We start from the raw sequence: 21,170 nt of genomic DNA, 5'->3' as shown, positions 1-21,170 counted from the left end.
CCAGTAGATCCACGCCATGCGTGGATGGGGTTGGCAGGTTGCCGTCAGACCCTGGGCGGCAACCTGCGGATGCTGGCGATCTCGTCCAGCCACACGTGGTGCTGCTGCACCGGCGTATCGTAGTCATCCAGGCGCAGCTGGCCGTTGCTGCCTTCATCGCCAGCGACGTTGCGGTATTGCTGCACGGTTGGCCTCACGGCCACCGTGCCGAGCAGACGGCGGCCATCGTGCAGAATCAGTTCCACCTGCGTTTCGCCATCCAGCTGCGGCAGCAGGGCTTCCAGGCGCGCGATCTGCGCCGGATCGGTGTGGATACGTGGAGCTATACGGGACATCGGCGACCTCCTGATTGCAGGGTCGCCGATCGGCCGTGAATGTTCAGTGCAGCGCGCTGTCCGCGCGCGGCACCTGCACCTTGCGTACGGCAGCCACCAGCTGCGCCACCGAGTACGGCTTGGCGACATGCTCCTGGAAGCCCGACGCCAGCGCGCGGCGGCGGTCATCGGCACGCGCCAGTGCAGTCACCGCCACCGCAGGCAAGGTTGCCGCGTCCACGCCCATGTCCTCGCGCAAGGTGCGCACCAGCCCATAGCCATCCATGCCCGGCATGCCGATGTCGGTCAGCATCACGTGGTACTGCAGATGGCCGGTGTCGGCCAGCAGTGCCAGTGCCTCGCCGGCCGAGCTGGCCGCCGACACGCTGGCGCCCTGCTCTTCCAGCATGCGCCGCAGGTACTCCAGCACCTCCGGCTGGTCTTCCACCGCCAGCACATGCATGCCCCGCAGCGGATACGGTTCGACGATCACCGGCTCCAGGATCGGCCCGCTGATGACTTCGCGCAGCGGCCGGCGCTCGGCATCCGGCAGGTGCTGGGGCAGGCGCACGGTGAACGTGGCGCCGTGGCCATGGCCTTCGCTGGCGGCGGCGACGGTGCCGCCGTGCAGTTCGACCAGCTGCTGCACGATCGCCAGGCCCAGGCCGAGGCCGCCATGGCGGCGCGTGGTGGTGCCATCGGCCTGGCGGAAGCGGCTGAACAGGTGGTTGAGGAACTCCGGTGCGATGCCATCGCCGGTATCGCGCACCGTAATCACCCAGTGGGTGCCGTCGGCCTGCAGCTGAACGTCGATGCGGCCCTCGGCCGGGGTGAACTTGATCGCATTCGAGAGCAGGTTCCAGAACACCTGCTGCAGGCGCGTGGCATCGCCCAATACCAGGCTGGGCTGCTCGGGCAGCTGCAGGTTCACGTCCAGCGCCTTGCCTTCGGCCACCAGTTCCTGCGCGCCGATGGCTTCGCCAAGCAGCGTGCGCAGGTCCAGCACTTCCACCTCCAGCTGTACCTTGCCCAGCAGCATGCTGCTGAGGTCGAGCATGTCCGAGATCAGCCGCTTCTGCGCACCGGCGCTGTTGGCGATCACGTTCAGGCCCTTGTACAGCGGGCTGGTGTTGTCCACGCGCTGCAGCAGCAGCTCGCTCCAACCGAGGATGGTGGTCAGCGGCGTGCGCAGCTCGTGCGACAGCGTGGCCAGGAACTCGTCCTTCAGCCGCGCCATGTTCTCGGCGGCGCTGCGCGCGGCGCGTTCGGACTGCAGCAGTTCCTCGCGTGCCAGTTCGATCTCGCGGCGCTCGGTCACGTCCGGGCTGCTGCCAGCCAGGCCGATGAAGCGGCCCATGCGCGAGAAGCGCGGGCGCGCGTTCATCTCCAACCAACGCCAGTCGCCATCGGCGCGTCGGGCCCGCACCAGCGCATGCATCGACCGCTGTGCCTTCAGCGCTTCCTGCAGTTCGTACTCGAACACCGACGCATCGTCCGGGTGCACCAGGCCACGCCAGACGTCTTCCGGCACGCGCGTCTCGTCGCCGCCGAAGAACTCACTGAAAGCGCTGTTGACGAAACGGGCATGGCCGCGCTCGTCGAGCACCCACACCGGCATCGGCAGACCGTCGGCCAGCGCACTGAAGCGGGCTTCGCTTTCGCCCAGCTCCACTTCCATCTGCTTGCGCGCGGTGATGTCGAAGAACAGGATGCCGACCTTGTCCTCACCCGGGCGGCCCACGCGCACCGCATCCACCGCGAACGAGCGGCCCAGCGCACGCGCTTCCATCTCGAACTGTGCCGGCCGGCCACTGCGGGCAACTTCGCCGTAGATACGGAACCAGTCTTCCTCGTGGCCCGGTTCCAGCGCCGTCATGCGCTGGCCACGCGCATCCTTCAGGCCGGTGTGGCGCTCGAAGGCGTCGTTGACCTCGATGAAACGATAGTCGACCGCACGATCGCCCTCGAACAGCACCTGGATCACGCAGAAACCGGCGTTGATGCGCTCAAGCACGCCATGATGCAGGTCGGGTTCGGGCGCCGGCACCATCATCGGTGGGCGCTCCACAAGGGGCGGCAGTGTGGACAAGGGCGTCAGTGCAGGCCGGGTTGGAGGCACAGCATCTTCCAAAGGGCGTATTCACAGCGTCAAGCGCCGTCAGTCATGGTTGACGACGATGAATTGGCGGCAACCACTCTTGTGCATGACGCAATCTGCCATTGCGGCGGCCCGGCCGCAGGATCACACTCGATCCGTGATCAACATCGTCCCCATAGCGGGGACGCAGGAGACCGTCATGAAACGCTCACTCGCGATTGCCCTGCTGGCAGGCGCCCTGGTGGCGGGCGGCGCCAACGCTGCACCGCGCACCGTGACCGATGCGGACGCGCCACGTGCGTTGCAGGCCGATGGCCCGGTCAGCGTGAAATGGGAGGACCCGGCCAAATTCACCGAGATCCGCCAGAGCACCAACCGCTTCGAGGCCGAGCGTGGCGACTGGGTACAGCAGCTGGCACGCTACCTGCAGACCACCGCCGCCAAGCCGCTGCAGCCTGGGCAGACCCTCGATGTGACCCTGGTCGACATCAAGCGCGCCGGTGACTACGAGCCGTGGCATGGCCCGCGTGGCCGCGACATCCGGATCATGCGTGACATCTACCCGCCGCGGATCAGCCTGCAGTACACGTTGAAGGGCGCCAGCGGCCGTATCGTCAGCGAGGGCGATGCGCGCCTCAGCGATACCGGCTACCTGCACAACCTGGGGCTGAAGAGCGACAGTGATCCGCTGCGCTACGAGAAGCGCCTGATCGATGACTGGGTGAAGCGGCAGCTGGCCAGCCAGGCCACCGCGGCGCGATGATCCCGGGCGACGCGACTCACCGGTAGGTGTCGACCTTGGTCGACACGCATTCAAGGCACCGACCAAGGTCGGCCGCTACCAGAACCGCGCCCGGCGGCCACTGCGCGTTAGACCCATCGGTAGGTGTCGACCTTGGTCGACACGCAATCACGGCGCCGACCAAGGTCGGCCGCTACCAGAGCCGCGCCCGGCGACCACTGCGCGTAAAGCCCGTCGGTAGGTGTCGACCTTGGTCGACACGCATTCAAAGCGCCGACCAAGGTCGGCCGCTACCAGAGCCGTGCACGGCCAGCGTTCGGTCAGTCCTGATAGACCTTCGCCACGCGCTTGACCGCGCAGGGCAGCTGGTACGCACTCACGCCGCAGCGCGGCGCCAGTTCGGACAGCGTCGGTGCACTGCCCCACAGTTCCACCACGCTGCCGATGCCGGCCTGCGCGTGCGCGGTCAGGTCCACGGTCAGCATGTCCATCGACACGCGCCCGATCAGGGCACCGGGCTGACCATCGATCAGCACCGGGGTGCCATTCGGGGCGAACTGCGGATAACCGTCGGCATAGCCGAGCGCGACCACGCCCACGCGGGTGCGTGCCTTGGCCACGAAGCGCGCGCCATAGCCCACCGGCTCACCGGCCTCGATCCAGCGTTCGGCGATCACCTTCGACTGCATCGTCATCACCGGGCGCAGGCGCTCGGTCAGTACGGTGTTGTCAGGCAGCGGATTGGCGCCGTACAGCATCAGGCCCGGGCGCACCCAGTCGCTGCGTACATCCGGCCAGCCCAGCAGCGCCGGCGAGTTGCACACACTGGTCTCGCCATCGAGGCCGTCGATGGCCCGCGCGAACGTCGCCGCCTGCTCGTGGGTGCGTTCGCTATCCAGCTCGTCGGCACGCGCCAGGTGGGTCATCAGCACGATGCGTTCGACCTGCGGCAGCGCCGACAGGCGTGCATGCGCGGCGCGGAAGCTGTCCACGTCCAGGCCGAGGCGATGCATGCCGCTGTCCAGCTTCAGCCACACCGTCAGCGGGCGCGGGCTGTCGAACGCGACCAGGGCTTCCAGCTGCCACGGCGAGCCCACCGCGAACCAGAAATCGTGTTCGGCCACCAGCGCCATGTCGCTGGGCTCGAAGATGCCTTCCAGCAGCAGGATCGGCGCACGGATGCCGGCCTGGCGCAGTTCCAGCGCCTCTTCGATGGTGGCCACGCCGAAACCATCGGCCTCGCCTTCCAGTGCCTGCGCACAGCGCACTGCGCCGTGGCCATAGGCATCGGCCTTGATGATCGCCAGGGCCTTGCCACCGCCCAGTTCACGGGCGAGCCGGTAGTTGCTGCGCAGGGCGCCCAGATCGATCAGCGCGCGGGCAGGACGCATGTGCGGTTCTCTTGTTGCGGCGCGTGACCGTACTGGCCGTAGCGGAAAATATCCAGGCCTTCGGTGCTGATCTGCGGCTGGCGCGCGCTCATCAGGTCGGCCAGGTAGCGGCCCGAGCCGCAGGCCATGGTCCAGCCCAGCGTGCCGTGGCCGGTGTTGAGGTACAGGTTGCGGAATGGCGTGGCGCCGATCACCGGCGTACCGTCCGGCGTGGCCGGGCGCAGGCCGGTCCAGAACTGCGCGCGCGACAGGTCGCCGCCCTTCGGGTAGAGATCGCTGACCACCAGCTCCAGGGTCTCGCGACGGCGCTGTGACAGCGACAGGTCGAAGCCGGCCACTTCGGCCATGCCACCGACGCGGATGCGGTCGTCGAAACGGGTGACCGCCACCTTGTAGCTCTCATCGAGGATGGTCGAGGTCGGCGCCATCGCCGGGTCGGTGATCGGCAGGGTCAGCGAGTAGCCCTTCAGCGGATACACCGGCAGGCGCATGCCCAGCGATGCGACCAGCGCCGGCGAATAGCTGCCGAGTGCGACCACGAAGCGGTCGGCGGTTTCCAGCTTGCCATCGATGCGTACGCCGGTGATGCGATCGCCATCGAACTCCAGGCCGGTGATGTCCTGGTCGAAACGGAACTCGACACCGGCATCCACGCACATCTGCGCCAAGCGGCGGGTGAACAGCTGGCAGTCGCCGGTCTGGTCACGCGGCAGGCGCAGCGCGCCGACCAGGCCATCGACATGGGCCAGGGCCGGTTCGGCCTGGATGATGCCGGCGCGGTCCAGTACCTCGTACGGCACGCCGTACTGGGCCAGGATCTCGATGTCCTGCGCCGAGGCATCCAGCTGCTGCTGGGTGCGGAACAGCTGGGTGGTGCCTAGGTCGCGGCCTTCGAACTCGATGCCGATCTGCGCGCGCAGCTCGTTCAGGCAGTCGCGGCTGTACTCGGACATGCGCACCATGCGCGCCTTGTTGATCGCGTAGCGCTCGTGGGTGCAGTTGCGCAGCATCTGCCACAGCCAGCGGTACTGGGCCAGGTCCATGCCCGGCTTGATCGCCAGCGGCGCGTGCTTTTCGAACAGCCAGCCGATCGCCTTCTTCGGCACGCCCGGGGCGGCCCACGGCGAGGTGTAGCCGAACGACAGCTGGCCGGCATTGGCGAAGCTGGTTTCCAGCGCCGGGCCGGGCTGACGGTCGATGACCGTGACTTCAAACCCGGCCTGTCGCAGGTACCAGGCACTGGTGGTGCCGATCACGCCGCTGCCGAGAACTAGGACTCGCATGGGACTTCTCCAACCCGATCATTCCCTGCACTGGAGCGTGCCGGGACCATAATTGGGGAAGTATAGACAGCCATTCCCAGTTGATTTGCCTGATTTGCAATCAACCGGCAGGATGTTCCCCTGCAATTCATTCCCCAAGGTTGACGGCCATGGCCACCCGTACCCGCGAACTGGACAAGATCGATCGCAAGATCCTGCGCATCCTGCAGGCCGAGGGCCGTATCTCCTTCACCGAACTGGGCGAGCGGGTCGGCCTGTCCACCACCCCGTGCACCGAGCGCGTGCGCCGCCTCGAGCGCGAAGGGGTGATCACCGGCTACCACGCCCACCTCGATCCGGCGGCGGTGAAAGCCAGCCTGCTGGTGTTCGTGGAGATCAGCCTGGCCTACAAGTCTGGCGACATCTTCGAGGAGTTCCGGCGCGCGGCCCTGAAGCTGCCCAACGTGCTGGAGTGCCATCTGGTCTCGGGCGACTTCGATTACCTGCTGAAGGCGCGGATCAGCGAAATGGCCTCCTACCGCAAGCTGCTCGGCAGCACCTTGCTGACACTGCCGCATGTACGAGAGTCGAAGAGCTACATCGTGATGGAAGAAGTGAAGGAAACGCTGAGCCTGCCAATTCCGGATTGAGTCCGGAACGGTAGTGGGGCCAGATCCCGTGCAGCGGGCTCTGACCCCCGGGTCCGTCAGCGCTGCTGCGGATGCTTCTGCGAGCGCTGTTCCTGCTGTTTGCCGCCCTTGTGCGGCTGCTGCGGGTCCATCTGTTGCTGTTGCTGCTGTTGCTGTTGCTGCGGGTTGCGGCCCTGCGGTTCCTTGCCGGGATGACGGTTCTGCTGGTTTTTCATGATCGCGATCCAGTGGACGAAGGACATGCGGCGGCGGAATGCCGGCGCACGGTCACGTTGGTCCCGGAACGGTTAATCGCAGGCGAAAAAGCAGTGATCTGCAGCAGGTTGTTTTCGTGCGTTCAGGCCGGACAGCGTGCGGTAGCTGCCAACCTTGGCTGGCACCCGAGATCAGCGCTTGATCTGCTGGCCGTCACCGGCCGGCACGCTGTCGTAATAGCGGCCGGTGCGCGAATCGAATACGCGGTTCGGACCGGCCGGCCGCACCCCGGGGACGATGCGGCCATTGCGGTCGTACACCTTGTCGGCCGGCTTCGGCGCCGGGGTGGGCGCGATCTGGGCGGGGCCGGTGGACCTGATCGGCTGCGCCGGCTGCGGCGACGGCAGGACCTGCGGCTGCGGGCGAGCGGCCTGCGGCGGCGGCATCACCGGCTGCGGTGCCACGGTGGTGGCACTGCGGGTGGCGGTCGGGCTCGACGACGTCGGTACCTGGGCCTGCGCGACCAGGGGCAACAGGGCCATCAACAGCAGGGAAAGGGTCGGTTTCATGTCACGCTCCGGCGTGGATCACATTTACCTTGCGCCTGCACCTGTGTGCCGGCCATGAACGGCCATCACACTTGCAAGCGCGCGCCGGCACCCCCACGTTTTCCGCCATCCCCAGGCCATCAACCCCACGGAGCGCCGCCATGACTGCCTTCGACCTGACGCCCCCCACCGCCACCCAGACCGAGGCGCTGATCGCTGGCCTCAGCAGTGAAGAGCGCCGCGTGCTGCTGCAGCACGGTACCGAGGCGCCGTTCTGCGGCGTGTTCCTCGACAACAAGCGCGAGGGCGTTTACTGCTGCCGGCTGTGCGCGCTGCCGCTGTTCCGCTCCAGCACCAAGTTCGATTCCGGCACCGGTTGGCCGAGCTTCTTCGCCCCGTTCGACCCGGCACACGTGCGCGAAATCCGCGATACCAGCCACGGCATGGTCCGCACCGAGATCACCTGTGCGCGCTGTGGCAGCCATCTGGGCCACGTATTCCCGGACGGCCCGCCGCCCACCTACGAGCGCCACTGCCTGAACTCCGTCTCACTTTCGTTCACCGGCAATGGCGAGCCCTGGCCCGACCCGTTGCAGCGTGGCGGCGCCGAAAGCGGCGTGGCGGGCTGAAACACCCCGCTGACCGATTTCACAGAATTCCCTCTTCAGAAATCCGGGCGACGGGCCGACAAGGAGATATCCCCTCTCCTTGCGTCGCCCCATGCTCATCATCGTTGGATTCCTGGTCGTCATCGTCAGCGTGATCGGGGGCTATCTCGGCGCCCACGGCCGCCTGGGTGCCCTCTGGCAGCCCTACGAGCTGGTCATCATCGGCGGCGCCGCGCTCGGCGCCTTCCTGGTCGGCACCCCGGCCAAGACGGTCAAGCAGACCCTGCAGGCCATGGTCGGCGTGTTCAAGGGCCCGCGCTACAAGCAGCAGGACTACATCGATGTGCTCAGCCTGCTCTACGAACTGCTCAACAAGGCCCGCCGCGAAGGCTTCATGGCGCTGGAAGACCACGTCGAGCGCCCGGCCGAAAGCGCGCTGTTCGGCAACTACCCCAAGGTGCAGGCCGACCACCACCTGATCGACTTCATCACCGACTGCCTGCGCCTGATGATCGGCAGCAACATCGAGCCACACGAGCTGGAGCCGCTGCTGGAACTGGAGCTGGAAAAGCACCACGCCGAGGCCATGGCGCCGTCGCAGGTGCTGACCAAGGTCGCCGACGGACTGCCCGGTTTCGGCATCGTTGCGGCGGTGCTCGGCATCGTCATCACCATGGGTTCGATCGGCGGGGATATCGTCGAGGTCGGCGGCCATGTGGCCGGCGCGCTGGTCGGCACCTTCCTGGGCATCCTGCTGGGCTATGGCTTCGTCGGCCCGATGGCAGCCGCCATGGAAGCGCGCGCCGAGCAGGACAGCCGCATCTACGAATCGGTGAAGACCGCGCTGCTGGCCTGCCTGCGTGGCTACAACCCGAAGATCGCGCTGGAATTCGCCCGCAAGACGCTGCCGTCGAACGTGCGCCCGGCCTTCTCCGATTTCGAGCAGCACCTGAAGACGGTCAAGTAAGCCATGGCCGAGACCAAGCCCACCGTCATCGTCCGCCGGGTCAAGAAGGCCGGCCACGCCGCCCATCATGGCGGTTCGTGGAAGGTGGCCTATGCCGACTTCGTGACCGCGATGATGGCCTTCTTCCTGGTGCTGTGGCTGATGGCCACCACCAACAAGAACGACCGTGCGGCCATTTCCGAGTACTTCCGCAACCCCAGCCCGCTGAGCGGGCAGAACGCCACGCCGGCGCCCGGCATGGCCGGCCCGGGTGGCGCCAGCACCTCGATGATCAAGCTCGGTGGTGCCACCGACATCTCGCGGGGCAGCAGCAACGATCCCTTCCAGAACCAGAAGGAAGCCGTGCCGCAGCCGGTGGACCAGCAGCAGCGCGACAAGCAGCAGCTGGAAGCGCTGATGAAGGAACTGCAGGAAGCGATCAGCAAGAGCCAGGCACTGGAGCCGTTCAAGGACCAGCTGCTGCTGGATCTGACCCCGGAAGGCCTGCGCATCCAGATCGTGGACAAGCAGAACCGGCCGATGTTCGACCTCGGCAGCGCCACGCTGAAGCCGTACACGCAGCAGATCCTGCACGAGCTGGCCAATTACCTGAACCACGTGCCGAACCGGATCAGCCTGACCGGCCACACCGACATCACCGCCTATTCGGCCGCGCGCGGCTACGGCAACTGGGAACTAAGCGCCGATCGTGCCAACGCCGCACGGCGCGCACTGGTGGACGGCGGCCTGGAGGACAGCAAGATCACCCGCGTGGTCGGCCTGTCTTCGTCGGTGCTGTTCGACAAGGCCGACCCGCAGAATCCGATCAACCGCCGCATCAGCATCGTGGTGATGACCCAGGCCGCCGAAGCGGCCGCCCTGGCCGGTGCCGGCCCGCAGGTGGGGCTGTCGGCCCCCGCCGCCGACCCGGACGTGCAGGCCGCGCAGGGGCCGGCAAAGTAAATGGTAGGTGCGGACCTTGGTCCGCACATCCGGGAAAAGCGTTCGGACCAAGGTCCGCACCTACCAGGGGCATGACCCGGCGCACCCGCTACAATGGCGGTCTTTCCGTTTCCAGGTGACTCCACCCCATGTCCCAGAACTCCAAGGCCAAGCGCGACAAGCGCAAGAAGCAGCAGGCCAAGCGCCCGTTCCTCCGCCTGAACGCGCAGCAGCAGGTGCAGAACCATGCCGTGCTGACCAACGAAGACGGCCAGGTGGTCGCGGCCATCGGCCTGCAGGGCCGTGAGTGGCTGCTGGCCATCGGCGGCCAGACCATGGGCAATGCCGAGAACCCGGTACCGATGCTGGCCATGCTCAAGCACCTGGCCAACGTGCAGGAGAAGGAAGGCCGCAAGGTCAACCTGGAGTACTCCGAACTGCTGCAGAAGCTGCTGGACACCCTGGCCGCCGAATCCGAGCAGACCGCCGACGAGTACCTGGACAAGCTGGTCGCCGAGTTCGAAGGCGTCGACGCTGCTGAGGGCGAGGAAGGCGAAGCCGCCGAGGGCGACGTGGCCGAAGAAGCCGCTGCCGAGGCCGCTCCGGCCGCTCCGGCCGCTGACAGCGACAGCAAGCCGCAGGCCTGAACCGGCCGCGGCGGTGACGGTCTACGTCGATGACGCGGTGCATCCCTGGCGCGGACAGCGCTGGGCGCACCTGATGGCCGACACCCTGGCCGAGCTGCACGCGATGGCGGCGCAGCTCGGCATTCCCCCGCGGGCCTTCCAGAACAAGGCCAGCGGCGCCCACTACGACGTCACCGCCGAGCTGCGTACGCAGGCGATCGCGCTCGGCGCGCAGGCGATCTCAAGGCACACCGACCGCGAGCAGGTCAAAGCGGTGATCGCCAACGCCAGGGCGCAGTACCGGCCGTAGATGGTAGCGCCGGGCATGGCCCGGCGCTACCAATCAATCTCAGAACGGGTCGCTGCCCAGCCGGATTTCCACGTTCAGCAGCGAGCACAGCGCCAGCATCGCGTCGTCGTCGCGGGTCAGCGCCATCACGCCGGTGAAGCCGTCGCTGCCGGCATCGACGCTCCACAGCGTGTAGTTGTGCTCGCGCAGGCGGTCGAAGGCGGTGGACATCAGCTGCACGCCGTCCAGGTCTTCGGCGAAGTCCTCGTCGTCCAGGTCGCCGCCCCAGTCCAGCTGCAGGTTGAAGCGCGCCGACAGCTCGTTCACCGCCGACTGCAGCGATTCCAGGTCATCTCGTTCCACCTCGAAACCGGACTGCCAGGCAATGGCCGTGAACAGCGCCGGCAGCCAGTCGCTGTCCGCTTCCAGCGGCTGCCCGTCCTCGGCCAGGTGCTCGCGCCAGCGGTTGAACTGCTGCAGGGCCAGTTCCTCGTCACCCGGGTTGATCAGCACCAGCAGGTTCCAGACCCGCGCCTCGAAGCCGTCTTCGTCGAAGTCGTGGATGTCTTCCTCGAAGTCGAAATAGTCGCTGTTGTCGGGCATGGCGGAACTTCCTCTGGGGCAGGCCGGCATTCTACGGTTTATCCTGTGCCGCTGAAGCCGGCCTTGGTGGCCGTCACTGTGAATGAAGCGATGAGCGATACCCCTCCCGACCACCTGGCGATCAACCCGGCCAGCCCCTTCCATGATGCGCAGGCGCTGGAGCGCGGCGTTGGCGTGCGTTTCAACGACGTCGAGCGCGACAACGTCGAGGAATACTCGGTCAGCGAAGGCTGGATCCGCGTGCAGGCCGGCAAGGCCCGCGACCGCCGCGGCAACCCGATGACCATCAAGGTCAAGGGCAAGGTCGAGGCGTATTTCCTGGACCAGAAGCCGGAATAACCCGCGCCGTGGGATCGGTAGAGTCGAGCTTGCTCGCCTGCTTTGCGAAAGAGCAGTCGAGCAAGCTCGACTCTACGTTTCGGGGCAGGGTCACTCGCGCTTGCGCGATTCCAGCAGGTCCAGGTTGCGGATCAGGCGCCGCGAGATCTCATCGGAGATCACCCCACGCCGGGTCAGCCGGAACAGTTCCTCGCGCTCGGCATTCAGGCCGGCGCTGCGCAGCTGGCGGTAACCCAGTTCCATGCGCCGCACCTTCTCCGGGTCCACGTCGGGCCCATCACTGTCGCGCTCCAGGTGGCGCTGGTAGAGCAGGCTCACCCGCGAGGCGGCGTCGTTGTACAGCTGCACGTTCTCGGTGTTCTGGTTCATCACCAGCTGCTGGCGCATGCGCTCGACCCCGGCCAGCGCGGCCTTCGACGACAGCCGGCGTGCCAGGTCCTCTTCCTTGCGCTCGCCCGAGTCAGCCGGCAGCTGCAGGCCCTTCAGCAGCTGTGGCAGCGCGATGCTGGCGCCCAGCAGCGAGAACAGGATCACCGATGCGGCCAGGAAGATCACCAGGTCACGCGCCGGGAACGCACTGCCGTCGGGCAGGAACAGCGGCAGGGTCAACACACCGGCCAGGGTGATCGCACCGCGCACGCCGGCCACCGAGGTCGCCACCACGATGCGCCAGTTCGGTGCCTCGCCCCGCTCCAGGCCGCGACGGCGCGCGCGCAGCAGGTTCCAGCGCAGCGACAACCACACCCACAACAGGCGCAGCACGACCAGTGCCAGATTGATCACCACCACATACACCAGCAGCCACCACGCACTCTGGTGGCCGGTCTCGTTCATGGTGGTGGTGGCGCGTTCGACGATGCCCGGCAGCTGCTCGCCCAGCAGCACGAACATGATGCCGTTGAAGCTGAACTGCAGCATGTTCCAGACCCCGGCGCGCTGCACGCGCATGCTGCCGGAGACGCGTCCGGTCAGCTCGACATAGCTCATCGCGATACCGGCGGCGACCGCGGCGAGGATGCCCGAGGCATGGATCTCTTCGGCCAGCAGATAGGCTGCGAACGGAATCAGCAGGTTGACCAGCATCGCCGCGCCCGGCTCTTCGCCGAAGCGGCGCCACAGCCAGCGCTGGAAGGTCGACACGCCCAGCGTCACCGCCACGCCCACGGCGAGGCCGGCCACCGCCACCCACACGAAGGTCAGCGAGGCGGTGGCCAGCGAGAAGGTGCCGGTCATCACTGCCGCCACCGCGAAGCGGAAGCAGACCAGGCCCGAGGCATCGTTCAGCAGCGACTCGCCCTCAAGGATGTGCATCAGGCGCTTGGGAATCGGCGCCTTGGAAGCGATGGCCCCGACCGCCACCGGGTCGGTCGGCGACACGATGGCCGCCAGCGCGAAGCACACCGCCAGCGGCATCACCGGAATCAGCCAGTGGATGAGGAAGCCGGCGCCGATGACGGTGAACACCACCAGGCCGAACGCCAGCTCGAGGATCGCGCCCTTGTCGCGGAACAGGCCCTGTTTGGGAATACGCCAGCCATCCAGGAACAGCAGCGGCGGCAGGAACAGCAGGAAGAACACCTCCGGCTCCAGCGCGTGGCCGCGGTTGAACACGCCGGCGATGACCGCACCCAGGCCGATCTGCACCAGCGGCAGCGGCAACGAGAACGGCAGGACACGAACCAGGTAGCCGCTGGCGACAACGGCCACCAGCATCGCCAGGACGACTTCAATGGTATGCATGCTTCTTCCAGGAAGCGGCGCGCGGGGAGGCTCGCAAGCCAGCGCCGGAAACCCGGAAAAAACTACCACATGCGGCCATGACCGCGACGGCCGGGGCCGCCGCGCGTCAGCCCCGGCTCATGCCCCGTCGAAGCGGTACAGATCCATGGCGAGGAAGCCGGCATCGATACCGGCGTCGATGCGGCGTGCACCGAAGCCGCCCTCGCCGGCCGCGCCCATCGCGAAGAACAGCGGCAGCAGGTGCTCGTCGGTCGGGTGCGCACGTTCGGCGAACGGCGCCTGCCGGCGGTAATCGAGCAGGGCCTGGCGGTCGTCGGCGGCCAGGCGCTGCTCCACCCACTCGATGAAGGGCCGCACGTACGGCGCTTCCTTGCCGTCCTGGTAGTCGCCCCAGTCGTGCAGGTTGTGGGTGATGCTGCCCGAGCCGACCAGCAGCACGCCCTGCTCGCGCAGCGGCGCCAGCGCATGGCCGAGCGCGAACTGGTGCTCGGGGCCGAGCATCGGCTGGATCGACACCGGCACCACCGGGATGTCGGCCTGCGGGCGCAGCAGCCGCAGCGGCACCCAGGCACCGTGGTCGAGGCCACGCTGCGGGTCGAGTGCCACCGGCAGGCCAGCGGCGGCGATGCGGCCGGCCACCTCTTCGGCCAGCGCCGGATCGCCCGGCGCCGGGTACTGCAGTTCAAACAGCGCGCGCGGGAAGCCGCCGAAGTCATGGATGGTCGGTGGCTGCGGATGCGCGCCGACCCGCGGCTGCCGGCCCAGCCAGTGCGCCGAGGCCATCACGATGGCGCGCGGCGTCGGCAGGTCGCGCGCCAGCTCGGCCAGGCGCACGCCAACCTGGCCCGGATGCAGGGCGGTCATCGGCGAACCATGCGAGATGTACAGCGAAGGCAGGCGGGACATGGAATTCTCCAGTTGCAGGGTCAGGCGGCGATCAGCGCGAACGCAGGGTCCACTTGCCATCGCCGACCAGGAACAGCACTACCAGCGCCAGTGCCCAGAACGCCGGGTATTCCCAGCCGCCGCCGGCATTGGCGAAACCGAAGCCGTTGGCGCCGTGCACGGTGACGATGGTGCCCAGCAGCAGCGGCACACCGACAAGGCCCACCCAGCGTGCGTAGATGCCCAGCAGGAGCGCGACGGTGATCACCAGCTCGACGCCGATGGTGAGGTAGCCGAGCACGCCGGGCAGGCCCAGCGACTCGAAGAACGCCGCCGTGCCGGCCGGGGTGAATACCAGCAGCTTGATCAGCGCATGGACCAGGAACAGCACGCCCAGGGCCAGGCGCAGCAGGGTGGCGCCGTACGGGGCCAGCGGCGAAACAGGAGCGGTCGTGGTGTGCATGGGGAAACACCTTGAAGGGAGTGGGCACAGGTTATTGCGCCTTCGTGGACCAATAAATACGATGAATTGACCGTATTTATTTCAAAAGGCGCAACAATGGACACCCTCGAGGCGATGCGCGTGTTCGTGGCGGTGGTCGAGCGCAACGGCTTCAGTGCCGCCGCCCAGGCCCTGGATATGTCCACTGCCGGCGTCACCCGCCAGGTCGCCGCGCTGGAAAAGCGCCTGTCCACGCGCCTGCTCCACCGCACCACGCGCCGGGTCAGCCCGACCAGTGCCGGTGCCGCCTACTACGCCCAGTGCGTGCGCCTGCTGGCCGAGTTCGATGCACTGGAGGCCAGCATCGGCGCGCAGGCGCTGGAGCCCTCCGGCACGCTGCGCATCAACGCACCGGTCAGCTGGGGCATCGCCCGCCTCGGCCCGCTGCTGGCCAGCTACCGCGAACGCTACCCGCAGGTGGAACTGGACCTGGCCCTGTCCGACCGCCTGGTGGACATGGTCGAGGAAGGCTACGACGTGGCCATCCGCATCACCCGCGAGCCGGGACCGACGTTGATCGCGCGCCGTCTGGGCGAATCACGGGTGAGCCTGTGCGCCGCGCCGGCCTACTTGGCCGCACGCGGTACGCCACAGACGCCGCAGGAGCTGCAGGCACACGCCTGCCTGAGCTACAGCTACTGGGCCGCCGGCGACCATTGGCCGCTGCAGGGGCCCGGCGGCGAAGTGAAGGTGGCGGTGAGCAGCCTGCTGCACGCCAACAACGGCGACGTGCTGCGCGAAGCAGCAATCGCCGGCATGGGCGTGATCCTGCAGCCCGATTTCCTGCTGGAAGACGGGCTGGCCGATGGCCGCCTGGTGCGCATCCTGCCCGAGTGGGAGGCCTCGCCGATCGGCATCTTCGCGGTCTATACCAGCCGCAGCCATCTGGCACCGAAGGTGCGCAGTTTCATCGACCACCTGGTGGAGGCCGGGGTGTAGCCGAGTCTGGCGCTTGCCGGTAGTGCCGGCCGCTGGCCGGCAATCAGACACATCCCGGTCCTGGGCGAATGCCGGCCAGCGGCCGGCACTACCACTTAGGCGGCAACCTCATCCAGCGCCTCGATGATCCGTTCCAGCGGCGCCGGCCGCCCAAGCAGGTAACCCTGCACCTGGTCGCAGCCGTGCGCAGCCAGCCAGTCCAGCTGCCCCGGCGTTTCCACGCCCTCGGCGATGATGGTCAGGCCCATGCTATGGCCCAGCGACAGCAGCGCGCGGCAGATCGAGGCATTGCGCGGATTGGTTTCCACGTCGGCGACGAAGCTGCGGTCGATCTTCAGGATGTCCAGTGGCAGGTGCTGCAGGTAGGACATGCTGGAATAGCCGGTACCGAAATCATCCAGCGACACGCTGATGCCCTGCTCGTGCAGGCGTTGCATGGTCTGCATCGCCTGCGCCGGCTTGCGCATCAGGCTGCTCTCGGTCAGCTCCACGTGCAGCGCGCCGCGGGCCAGGCCGAACTCCTGCTGCGCGCGGGTGAACTCGGCCACCAGATCGCTGTTGAAGAACTGCACCGCCGATACATTGACCGCGATCGGCAGCTCGCCCCAACCGGCCTCGACCAGCCGGCGCTGCGCCTTCGCCGCCGCACGGATCACCCAGCGGCCCAGCGCCAGGATCAGCCCGGTGTCCTCACACAGCTGGATGAACTCGTTGGGCGGGATGAAGCTGCCATCGGCCTGCGGCCAGCGCAGCAGGGCCTCCAGCGCGGCCGGACTGCCATCGCTGGCGTGCCGGATCGGCTGGAAATACAGCTGGAACTCGTTGTCGATGGCGGCGTGGATGCGTCCGGCCAGGCGCAGGCGGTCGGCCAACCGCGTGGTCACCGCCGCGTCGAACCAGACCACCACGTTGCCCTCGGCGCGCGCGGCATGCGCGGCCTGTGCGGCCATGCCGATCACCTGCTCGGCGCTGTGGCCGTCGCCGGCAATGTGCACGGCCACGCCGATGCGCGGCTCGAACTGGTGCAGCGAATCCTTGCCGCGCATCGGCGCCGACACGATCTGCAGCAGGTCGTCCAGCACGCGCTGGGTATCGTGCTCGGCACCGATGGCGAACACGAAGTCCTCCGCCGGCTGGAATGCCAGCGTGCCGCAGCGCGCGCCCAGGCCACCGAGCCGGGTCGCCATCGACTGCAGCACCGCATCGCCGATCTCGCGGCCCAGCGTGTCGGCCACCAGCTGCAGTCCTCGCAACTGCACGAAGGCGATGGTGTAGCCCTCCTGCTGCTCGTCCAGCTGTTCGGTCAACGCACGCACGTTGAGCAGGCCGGTGGCCGGGTTGTGCCGCGCCTGGTAGGCCAGGTCGCGCTCGTAGGCCAGCCGCTCGCTCACATCCTCGGCCAGCACCAGGCAGGCGGGCTGGCCATCGAAATCGAGCTTGGACAGGTGTGCGCGCACTTCGAACACACTGCCGTCCTTGCGCCGGTGCAGGCGCACGGTGGCATCCTGCAGCTCGCCGACACGGGCCTTGGCAATCGCACCCTTCACCTCGTCCCAGCCTTCGCGCGGGCGGATGTCGAGGATGCTCATCTCCAGGAATTCCTCGCGGCTGTAGCCGTACTGGCGCACGGCGGCATCGTTGACCTCGATGAAGCGCAGCGTATCCGGATCGAACACCCAGAACGGTGCTGGATTGCGGTCGAACAACAGGCGGAAGCGGCGTTCCACTTCGCTCATCTGCTCGCGGGCCTGGTAGCGTTCGCTCAGGTCGGTCAGCGCACCGATCATGCGGCGCTCGCTGTCGGCCACCTCCACCCGCTGCCCGCGTGCACCCACCCAGCGCACTGCGCCTCCGGGCAGTACCAGGCGGAACACCTGGTCGAGCACCGCGCCACCGGCGAAGGCCTGGTCGAAGGCCTGCTGCAGGCGCGCCGCATCATCACGATGCACGCGCGCGAAGAAATCGGCCACCGGCAGCGCATCGGTCTGCACGCCGAAGATTTCACGCGCCAGCGGTGACCAGCGCAACAGTGCGGCATCCTCGTCCACGTACCAGGTGCAGACGCGCCCGACCTGGTGGGCCAGGCGCAGTTCGGCATGCCCGGTCTTCAGTTCCTCCGCCATCGACTGCTGGCGGCGGGTGCTGCGGCGCACCGCGTACAGCAGGACCAGCAGCACCCCGACGTAGGCCAGCACGATCGCTACTGACGCCTGCAGGTAGGGCCACCAGGGTGCCAGCACGTCCTCATCGGCCAACCCGACCTGCACCGCCAGCGGGCTGCGCTCCAGCGTGCTGATGGTGATGATGCGGGGCACGCCATCCACCGCGCCCGGCAGGCTGCCCAGCTCGACCACCGCCTGCTTGCCGAGCAGATCGCGGCGCGGCAGGTCGTAGCGACGGCCGACCGTACCATGCGGGTCCGGCACGCGGGCCAGCATGTAACCTTCGGCATCGCTGATCGAGACCAGTCCGTTCGGACCGACATCGAGGCCACCGATGATGCGCTGCAGCTCACCGCAGCGCAGCCGTGCCAGCAGCCAGCGGTCGCCGGCCATCGGCAGCGCCAGCGGCACCACCCAGCCGTCGTCGCTGGCACGCTGCGGCGGGCCGATGTACAGCGCGCTGCCCTGGCCACGGCGTTGCGGATCGGTCCACAGCGGCAGGTTCAGATCGCCCCTGCCGGCGGTGATCGAGCGACCATGGCGATCGAGCACGACGATGCTGTGCAGCTCGGCATGGCGGCGCAGCACGCCATCGATCGAAGCATCCAGCAGCGCCGGGGCCTGTGCGGGCACGCTGCGGAACAGTTCTGCGGCGTCGGCGGCGATGCCGGACATCGCCCGCTCCAGGTTGCGCAGTTCCAGTGCCAGCAGGCGCTCGCTGCCCACCGCCAGCGCGCGGCTCTGCCGCTGCGCGGCCTCCAGCCGGCGCTGGTGGTCGTTGATCAGCATGGTGGTCAGGCCGGCCACCAGCAACACGCCCAGCAGCACCCCGCCCCAGGTAATGGCGCGCAGCGGCCGGGCCAACGCCCGTTTCAGCGCGGGCATCGGTTGGTCTTCCTTGTGCAGTCGGCTGGCTTCATGCGCGAACGAATCCTCCACATCCCCGACCTCAACGGCCGGCGGACGCCATTCTTGACGCCTGACCCGCCCCCGCATGGCCACCTCCCCGTGTCCGCGCAGGGCTCCCGGGACCAGCATGCACCACACCGGAGACGGCGTGAAGATCGGTTCCGCGCGTTCAGCCAGATCCTGCACAGGGCAGGCCACGCCGCGGGGCCGCCAGACGGGCCGGGGCGGATTAGACTTGGTGTTTTCCGCTGCAAGAGAAGTCCATGTCCAAGCTGCGCCGTCCCACCCTGGCACTGGCCATCGTTGCCAGCCTGTCCCTGGCCGCCTGCGACCGTCCGGCCGAACCGTCGGCCGGCACCGCCACGCCGGCCGACGCCGCGCCCGCTGCGGCCAAGCCGATGCTGGGCAGCTTCGGCTTCGATGCCAGCGGCATGGACCGCAGCATTGCCGCCGGCGATGATTTCTTTGGTTTCGCCAACGGCACCTGGGTCAAGAACACCGAGATCCCGGCCGATCGTTCGCGTTTCGGCAGCTTCAACGTCATCGCCGAGAAGACCCTGGCCGACACCCGCGCGATCCTCGAAGGCGCCGCCGGCAACACCCAGGCCAGCGGTGACGACAAGCTGATCGGCGACTACTACGCCGCCTACATGGACGAAGCCGGCATCGAGCAGCACGGCATCGCGCCGGTGCAGCCGCAGCTGAAGGCGATCGAGACCATCGCCGACAAGGCCGGGTTGGCCCGAGCCCTGGGCGGCGAGATGCGCGCCGACGTCGACCTGCTCAATGCGACCAACTTCTACACCGACCGCCTGTTCGGCCTGTGGGTGTCGGTGGACCTGCTGCAGCCGGACCGCAACGCGCCCTACCTGGTGCAGGGCGGCCTGGGCATGCCCGACCGTGACTTCTACCTCGGCGCCGGCCGCATGGCCGAGCTGCGCAAGCAGTACCAGGCCTACATCGCACAGATGCTGCAGCTGGCCGGTGTCGCCGATCCGGCGGGCAAGGCGCAGCGCATCCTCGCGCTGGAGACGAAGATCGCGCAGGCGCACGCCACCCAGGAAGAAACCAATGATGTGACCAAGGGTGCCAATCCCTGGACCCAGGCCGACTTCAATGCCAAGGCGCCGGGCATGGACTGGAACGCCTTCCTCGACGCGGCTGCGCTGGGCAAGCAGCAGGACTTCATCGTCTGGCAACCCAAGGCCGTGGCCGGCCTGTCCAAGCTGGTCGCCACCGAGCCGCTGGACGCCTGGAAGGATTACCTGGCCTTCCACGCGCTGGACCGCGCCGCTGCCTACCTGCCGAAGAAATTCGCCGATGCCCGCTTCGCCTTCCACGGCACCACGCTGAGCGGCACGCCGCAGCAGAGCGACCGCTGGAAGCGTGCAGTGGACGACGCCAACCATGCCATCGGCGAAGCGATCGGCAAGCGTTACGTCGAGAAGCACTTCGACGCCAAGACCAAGGAACGCGCGGACGAGATGGCGAAGAACATCATCGCCGCCTTCGCCAAGCGCATCGACGCGCTCGCGTGGATGTCGCCGCAGACCAAGGCCAGCGCCAAGGCCAAGGTGGCCGGCCTGACCGTGGGCATGGGTTACCCGGAAAAGTGGCGTGATTACACCGGCCTGGAGATCCGCCGTGATGACGCGCTGGGCAATGCGCAGCGCGCCGAACTGTTCGAGTACCAGCGCAACATCGCCAAGCTGGGCAAGGCGGTCGACCACAGCGAGTGGGCGATGCTGCCGCAGACCATCAACGCGATGAACGTGCCGCTGGAGAACCGCCTGGTGTTCCCGGCCGCGATCCTGCAGCCGCCGTTCTTCGACGGTGCTGCCGACGACGCGGTGAACTACGGCGCCATCGGCGCAGTGATCGGCCACGAGATCAGCCACGGCTTCGACAACGCCGGTGCGCTGTTCGACGAGACCGGCAAGCTGCACAACTGGTGGACCGCTGAAGACCTGAAGCAGTTCAACGCCGCTGGTGATGCGCTGGCCGCACAGTTCAGCAGCTACGAGCCGTTCCCGGGCGTGCATGTGAACGGCAAGCTGACCCTGGGCGAGAACATCGCCGACGTGGCTGGCCTGGGTACCGCCTACGATGCCTACCAGCTGTCGCTGCAGGGCAAGCCGGGCCAGACCCTGGAAGGCTTCACCCCCGACCAGCGCTTCTTCCTCGGCTTCGCCCAGGCGTGGCGCAGCAAGAGCCGCGAGCAGGCGCTGCGCAACTCGCTGCTGACCGATGTGCATGCACCGGGCCAGTTCCGCGCACTCACCGTGCGCAACATCGACGCCTGGTACCCGGCGTTCGAAGTGAAGGAAGGCCAGAAGCTGTACCTGGCCCCGGACAAGCGGGTCAAGGTGTGGTGATGTAACCGGAACGGGCGCCGAAAGGCGCCCGTTTCATTTCCCGGTAGCTGCCAACCTTGGTTGGCACATGCCCCGCCCTGGTAGCTGCCAACCTTGGTTGGCAAA

At 67.7% G+C, this 21,170-nt stretch carries 21 protein-coding genes; 10 read left to right on the top strand and 11 right to left on the bottom strand.

What is annotated here, in order from left to right; all coding sequences use genetic code 11:
* Positions 1 to 44: 44 nt before the first annotated feature.
* Positions 45 to 335, bottom strand: a complete 291-nt coding sequence (locus ACZK3W_RS02245) for a DUF3247 family protein (RefSeq protein ID WP_024957100.1) — start codon at positions 333 to 335, stop codon at positions 45 to 47.
* A gap of 43 nt (positions 336 to 378) precedes the next feature.
* On the bottom strand, positions 379 to 2,367 hold the full coding sequence (locus ACZK3W_RS02240) for a hybrid sensor histidine kinase/response regulator (RefSeq protein ID WP_478450823.1): 1,989 nt from the start codon (positions 2,365 to 2,367) through the stop codon (positions 379 to 381).
* 244 nt (positions 2,368 to 2,611) lie between these two features.
* On the opposite strand from ACZK3W_RS02240, the gene ACZK3W_RS02235 reads away from it, so the two are divergent.
* Entirely contained in the window at positions 2,612 to 3,175 is a 564-nt protein-coding gene (locus ACZK3W_RS02235) for a DUF3016 domain-containing protein (protein WP_478450383.1), read from the top strand.
* A 299-nt stretch (positions 3,176 to 3,474) separates the two neighbouring features.
* Here the strand turns inward: ACZK3W_RS02235 and alr are convergent, their stop codons facing one another.
* Both alr and ACZK3W_RS02225 read right to left on the bottom strand, forming a co-directional pair.
* Positions 3,475 to 4,545 (bottom strand): alanine racemase, encoded by a 1,071-nt coding sequence (alr, locus tag ACZK3W_RS02230; RefSeq protein WP_478450382.1) that lies wholly within the window; start codon positions 4,543 to 4,545, stop codon positions 3,475 to 3,477.
* The gene (locus ACZK3W_RS02225; protein ID WP_032128742.1) at positions 4,524 to 5,828 is read right to left on the bottom strand and encodes a D-amino acid dehydrogenase; all 1,305 of its coding nucleotides are present in this window, start codon (positions 5,826 to 5,828) and stop codon (positions 4,524 to 4,526) included. The genes alr and ACZK3W_RS02225 overlap by 22 nt, the downstream gene beginning before the upstream one ends.
* A gap of 149 nt (positions 5,829 to 5,977) precedes the next feature.
* On the opposite strand from ACZK3W_RS02225, the gene ACZK3W_RS02220 reads away from it, so the two are divergent.
* A complete protein-coding gene (locus ACZK3W_RS02220) occupies positions 5,978 to 6,457 on the top strand; it encodes a winged helix-turn-helix transcriptional regulator (protein WP_005407919.1) in 480 nt (159 codons plus the stop codon).
* A 56-nt stretch (positions 6,458 to 6,513) separates the two neighbouring features.
* Here the strand turns inward: ACZK3W_RS02220 and ACZK3W_RS02215 are convergent, their stop codons facing one another.
* Positions 6,514 to 6,699 (bottom strand): hypothetical protein, encoded by a 186-nt coding sequence (locus tag ACZK3W_RS02215; RefSeq protein WP_049424811.1) that lies wholly within the window; start codon positions 6,697 to 6,699, stop codon positions 6,514 to 6,516.
* Positions 6,700 to 6,843: 144 nt separating this feature from the next.
* A complete protein-coding gene (locus tag ACZK3W_RS02210) occupies positions 6,844 to 7,221 on the bottom strand; it encodes a hypothetical protein (RefSeq protein ID WP_049398340.1) in 378 nt (125 codons plus the stop codon).
* Positions 7,222 to 7,361: 140 nt separating this feature from the next.
* Here ACZK3W_RS02210 and msrB point away from each other — a divergent pair, with 140 nt between their 5' ends.
* The 5 genes from msrB to ACZK3W_RS02185 all read left to right on the top strand — a co-directional run bounded on the left by msrB (position 7,362) and on the right by ACZK3W_RS02185 (position 10,632).
* Positions 7,362 to 7,829: a peptide-methionine (R)-S-oxide reductase MsrB gene (gene msrB, locus ACZK3W_RS02205; RefSeq protein WP_005415117.1), complete on the top strand. Its 468-nt coding sequence runs from the start codon at positions 7,362 to 7,364 to the stop codon at positions 7,827 to 7,829.
* 91 nt (positions 7,830 to 7,920) lie between these two features.
* Positions 7,921 to 8,775 carry a flagellar motor stator protein MotA gene (motA, locus tag ACZK3W_RS02200; protein WP_032128746.1) on the top strand — a complete coding sequence of 285 codons (855 nt, stop codon included), beginning with the start codon at positions 7,921 to 7,923 and terminating at the stop codon, positions 8,773 to 8,775.
* Positions 8,776 to 8,778: 3 nt separating this feature from the next.
* Positions 8,779 to 9,717, top strand: coding sequence for a flagellar motor protein MotB (gene motB, locus ACZK3W_RS02195; RefSeq protein ID WP_049398339.1), 939 nt, complete (start codon positions 8,779 to 8,781; stop codon positions 9,715 to 9,717).
* Between the two features lie 128 nt (positions 9,718 to 9,845).
* Entirely contained in the window at positions 9,846 to 10,343 is a 498-nt protein-coding gene (locus ACZK3W_RS02190; RefSeq protein ID WP_032128748.1) for a hypothetical protein, read from the top strand.
* Between the two features lie 13 nt (positions 10,344 to 10,356).
* Complete coding sequence (locus ACZK3W_RS02185) at positions 10,357 to 10,632, top strand: DUF4031 domain-containing protein (RefSeq protein ID WP_032128749.1); 276 nt, start codon at positions 10,357 to 10,359, stop codon at positions 10,630 to 10,632.
* A 39-nt stretch (positions 10,633 to 10,671) separates the two neighbouring features.
* Here ACZK3W_RS02185 and ACZK3W_RS02180 read toward each other — a convergent pair whose 3' ends face one another.
* Positions 10,672 to 11,214 carry a DUF6630 family protein gene (locus ACZK3W_RS02180; protein WP_005407911.1) on the bottom strand — a complete coding sequence of 181 codons (543 nt, stop codon included), beginning with the start codon at positions 11,212 to 11,214 and terminating at the stop codon, positions 10,672 to 10,674.
* Positions 11,215 to 11,304: 90 nt separating this feature from the next.
* On the opposite strand from ACZK3W_RS02180, the gene ACZK3W_RS02175 reads away from it, so the two are divergent.
* A complete protein-coding gene (locus ACZK3W_RS02175) occupies positions 11,305 to 11,553 on the top strand; it encodes a DUF3297 family protein (RefSeq protein ID WP_032128750.1) in 249 nt (82 codons plus the stop codon).
* A gap of 90 nt (positions 11,554 to 11,643) precedes the next feature.
* On the opposite strand, the gene ACZK3W_RS02170 is transcribed toward ACZK3W_RS02175, so the two are convergent.
* From ACZK3W_RS02170 to ACZK3W_RS02160, 3 genes are all read right to left on the bottom strand, one after another.
* Complete coding sequence (locus ACZK3W_RS02170) at positions 11,644 to 13,293, bottom strand: Na+/H+ antiporter (protein ID WP_478450381.1); 1,650 nt, start codon at positions 13,291 to 13,293, stop codon at positions 11,644 to 11,646.
* 117 nt (positions 13,294 to 13,410) lie between these two features.
* Entirely contained in the window at positions 13,411 to 14,199 is a 789-nt protein-coding gene (locus ACZK3W_RS02165; protein ID WP_478450380.1) for a dioxygenase family protein, read from the bottom strand.
* A 31-nt stretch (positions 14,200 to 14,230) separates the two neighbouring features.
* Positions 14,231 to 14,641, bottom strand: coding sequence for a DoxX family protein (locus tag ACZK3W_RS02160; RefSeq protein ID WP_049424804.1), 411 nt, complete (start codon positions 14,639 to 14,641; stop codon positions 14,231 to 14,233).
* A gap of 96 nt (positions 14,642 to 14,737) precedes the next feature.
* On the opposite strand from ACZK3W_RS02160, the gene ACZK3W_RS02155 reads away from it, so the two are divergent.
* Positions 14,738 to 15,619, top strand: a complete 882-nt coding sequence (locus ACZK3W_RS02155; protein WP_478450379.1) for a LysR family transcriptional regulator — start codon at positions 14,738 to 14,740, stop codon at positions 15,617 to 15,619.
* Between the two features lie 95 nt (positions 15,620 to 15,714).
* Here ACZK3W_RS02155 and ACZK3W_RS02150 read toward each other — a convergent pair whose 3' ends face one another.
* On the bottom strand, positions 15,715 to 18,777 hold the full coding sequence (locus ACZK3W_RS02150; RefSeq protein WP_478450822.1) for a bifunctional diguanylate cyclase/phosphodiesterase: 3,063 nt from the start codon (positions 18,775 to 18,777) through the stop codon (positions 15,715 to 15,717).
* Positions 18,778 to 18,953: 176 nt separating this feature from the next.
* Here ACZK3W_RS02150 and ACZK3W_RS02145 point away from each other — a divergent pair, with 176 nt between their 5' ends.
* Positions 18,954 to 21,065 (top strand): M13 family metallopeptidase, encoded by a 2,112-nt coding sequence (locus ACZK3W_RS02145; protein WP_478450378.1) that lies wholly within the window; start codon positions 18,954 to 18,956, stop codon positions 21,063 to 21,065.
* Positions 21,066 to 21,170: the final 105 nt, after the last annotated feature.

The sequence above is a fragment of the Stenotrophomonas sp. 80084_Sma genome, from assembly GCF_056481995.1.
This window is presented reverse-complemented; position numbering and strand designations above follow the sequence as displayed.

Excerpts from the sequence above, each read along its gene's own strand:
- ACZK3W_RS02170 (WP_478450381.1), bottom strand. The coding sequence starts at position 13,293 with ATGCATACCATTGAAGTCGTCCTGGCGATGCTGGTGGCCGTTGTCGCC.
- ACZK3W_RS02210 (WP_049398340.1), bottom strand. The coding sequence starts at position 7,221 with ATGAAACCGACCCTTTCCCTGCTGTTGATGGCCCTGTTGCCCCTGGTC.
- ACZK3W_RS02160 (WP_049424804.1), bottom strand. The coding sequence starts at position 14,641 with ATGCACACCACGACCGCTCCTGTTTCGCCGCTGGCCCCGTACGGCGCC.
- ACZK3W_RS02180 (WP_005407911.1), bottom strand. The coding sequence starts at position 11,214 with ATGCCCGACAACAGCGACTATTTCGACTTCGAGGAAGACATCCACGAC.
- ACZK3W_RS02215 (WP_049424811.1), bottom strand. The coding sequence starts at position 6,699 with ATGTCCTTCGTCCACTGGATCGCGATCATGAAAAACCAGCAGAACCGT.
- ACZK3W_RS02190 (WP_032128748.1), top strand. The coding sequence starts at position 9,846 with ATGTCCCAGAACTCCAAGGCCAAGCGCGACAAGCGCAAGAAGCAGCAG.
- ACZK3W_RS02240 (WP_478450823.1), bottom strand. The coding sequence starts at position 2,367 with ATGATGGTGCCGGCGCCCGAACCCGACCTGCATCATGGCGTGCTTGAG.
- ACZK3W_RS02225 (WP_032128742.1), bottom strand. The coding sequence starts at position 5,828 with ATGCGAGTCCTAGTTCTCGGCAGCGGCGTGATCGGCACCACCAGTGCC.
- ACZK3W_RS02235 (WP_478450383.1), top strand. The coding sequence starts at position 2,612 with ATGAAACGCTCACTCGCGATTGCCCTGCTGGCAGGCGCCCTGGTGGCG.
- ACZK3W_RS02145 (WP_478450378.1), top strand. The coding sequence starts at position 18,954 with ATGTCCAAGCTGCGCCGTCCCACCCTGGCACTGGCCATCGTTGCCAGC.
- motA (WP_032128746.1), top strand. The coding sequence starts at position 7,921 with ATGCTCATCATCGTTGGATTCCTGGTCGTCATCGTCAGCGTGATCGGG.
- ACZK3W_RS02175 (WP_032128750.1), top strand. The coding sequence starts at position 11,305 with ATGAGCGATACCCCTCCCGACCACCTGGCGATCAACCCGGCCAGCCCC.
- ACZK3W_RS02150 (WP_478450822.1), bottom strand. The coding sequence starts at position 18,777 with ATGCGGGGGCGGGTCAGGCGTCAAGAATGGCGTCCGCCGGCCGTTGAG.
- ACZK3W_RS02155 (WP_478450379.1), top strand. The coding sequence starts at position 14,738 with ATGGACACCCTCGAGGCGATGCGCGTGTTCGTGGCGGTGGTCGAGCGC.
- alr (WP_478450382.1), bottom strand. The coding sequence starts at position 4,545 with ATGCGTCCTGCCCGCGCGCTGATCGATCTGGGCGCCCTGCGCAGCAAC.
- ACZK3W_RS02245 (WP_024957100.1), bottom strand. The coding sequence starts at position 335 with ATGTCCCGTATAGCTCCACGTATCCACACCGATCCGGCGCAGATCGCG.
- msrB (WP_005415117.1), top strand. The coding sequence starts at position 7,362 with ATGACTGCCTTCGACCTGACGCCCCCCACCGCCACCCAGACCGAGGCG.
- motB (WP_049398339.1), top strand. The coding sequence starts at position 8,779 with ATGGCCGAGACCAAGCCCACCGTCATCGTCCGCCGGGTCAAGAAGGCC.
- ACZK3W_RS02165 (WP_478450380.1), bottom strand. The coding sequence starts at position 14,199 with ATGTCCCGCCTGCCTTCGCTGTACATCTCGCATGGTTCGCCGATGACC.
- ACZK3W_RS02220 (WP_005407919.1), top strand. The coding sequence starts at position 5,978 with ATGGCCACCCGTACCCGCGAACTGGACAAGATCGATCGCAAGATCCTG.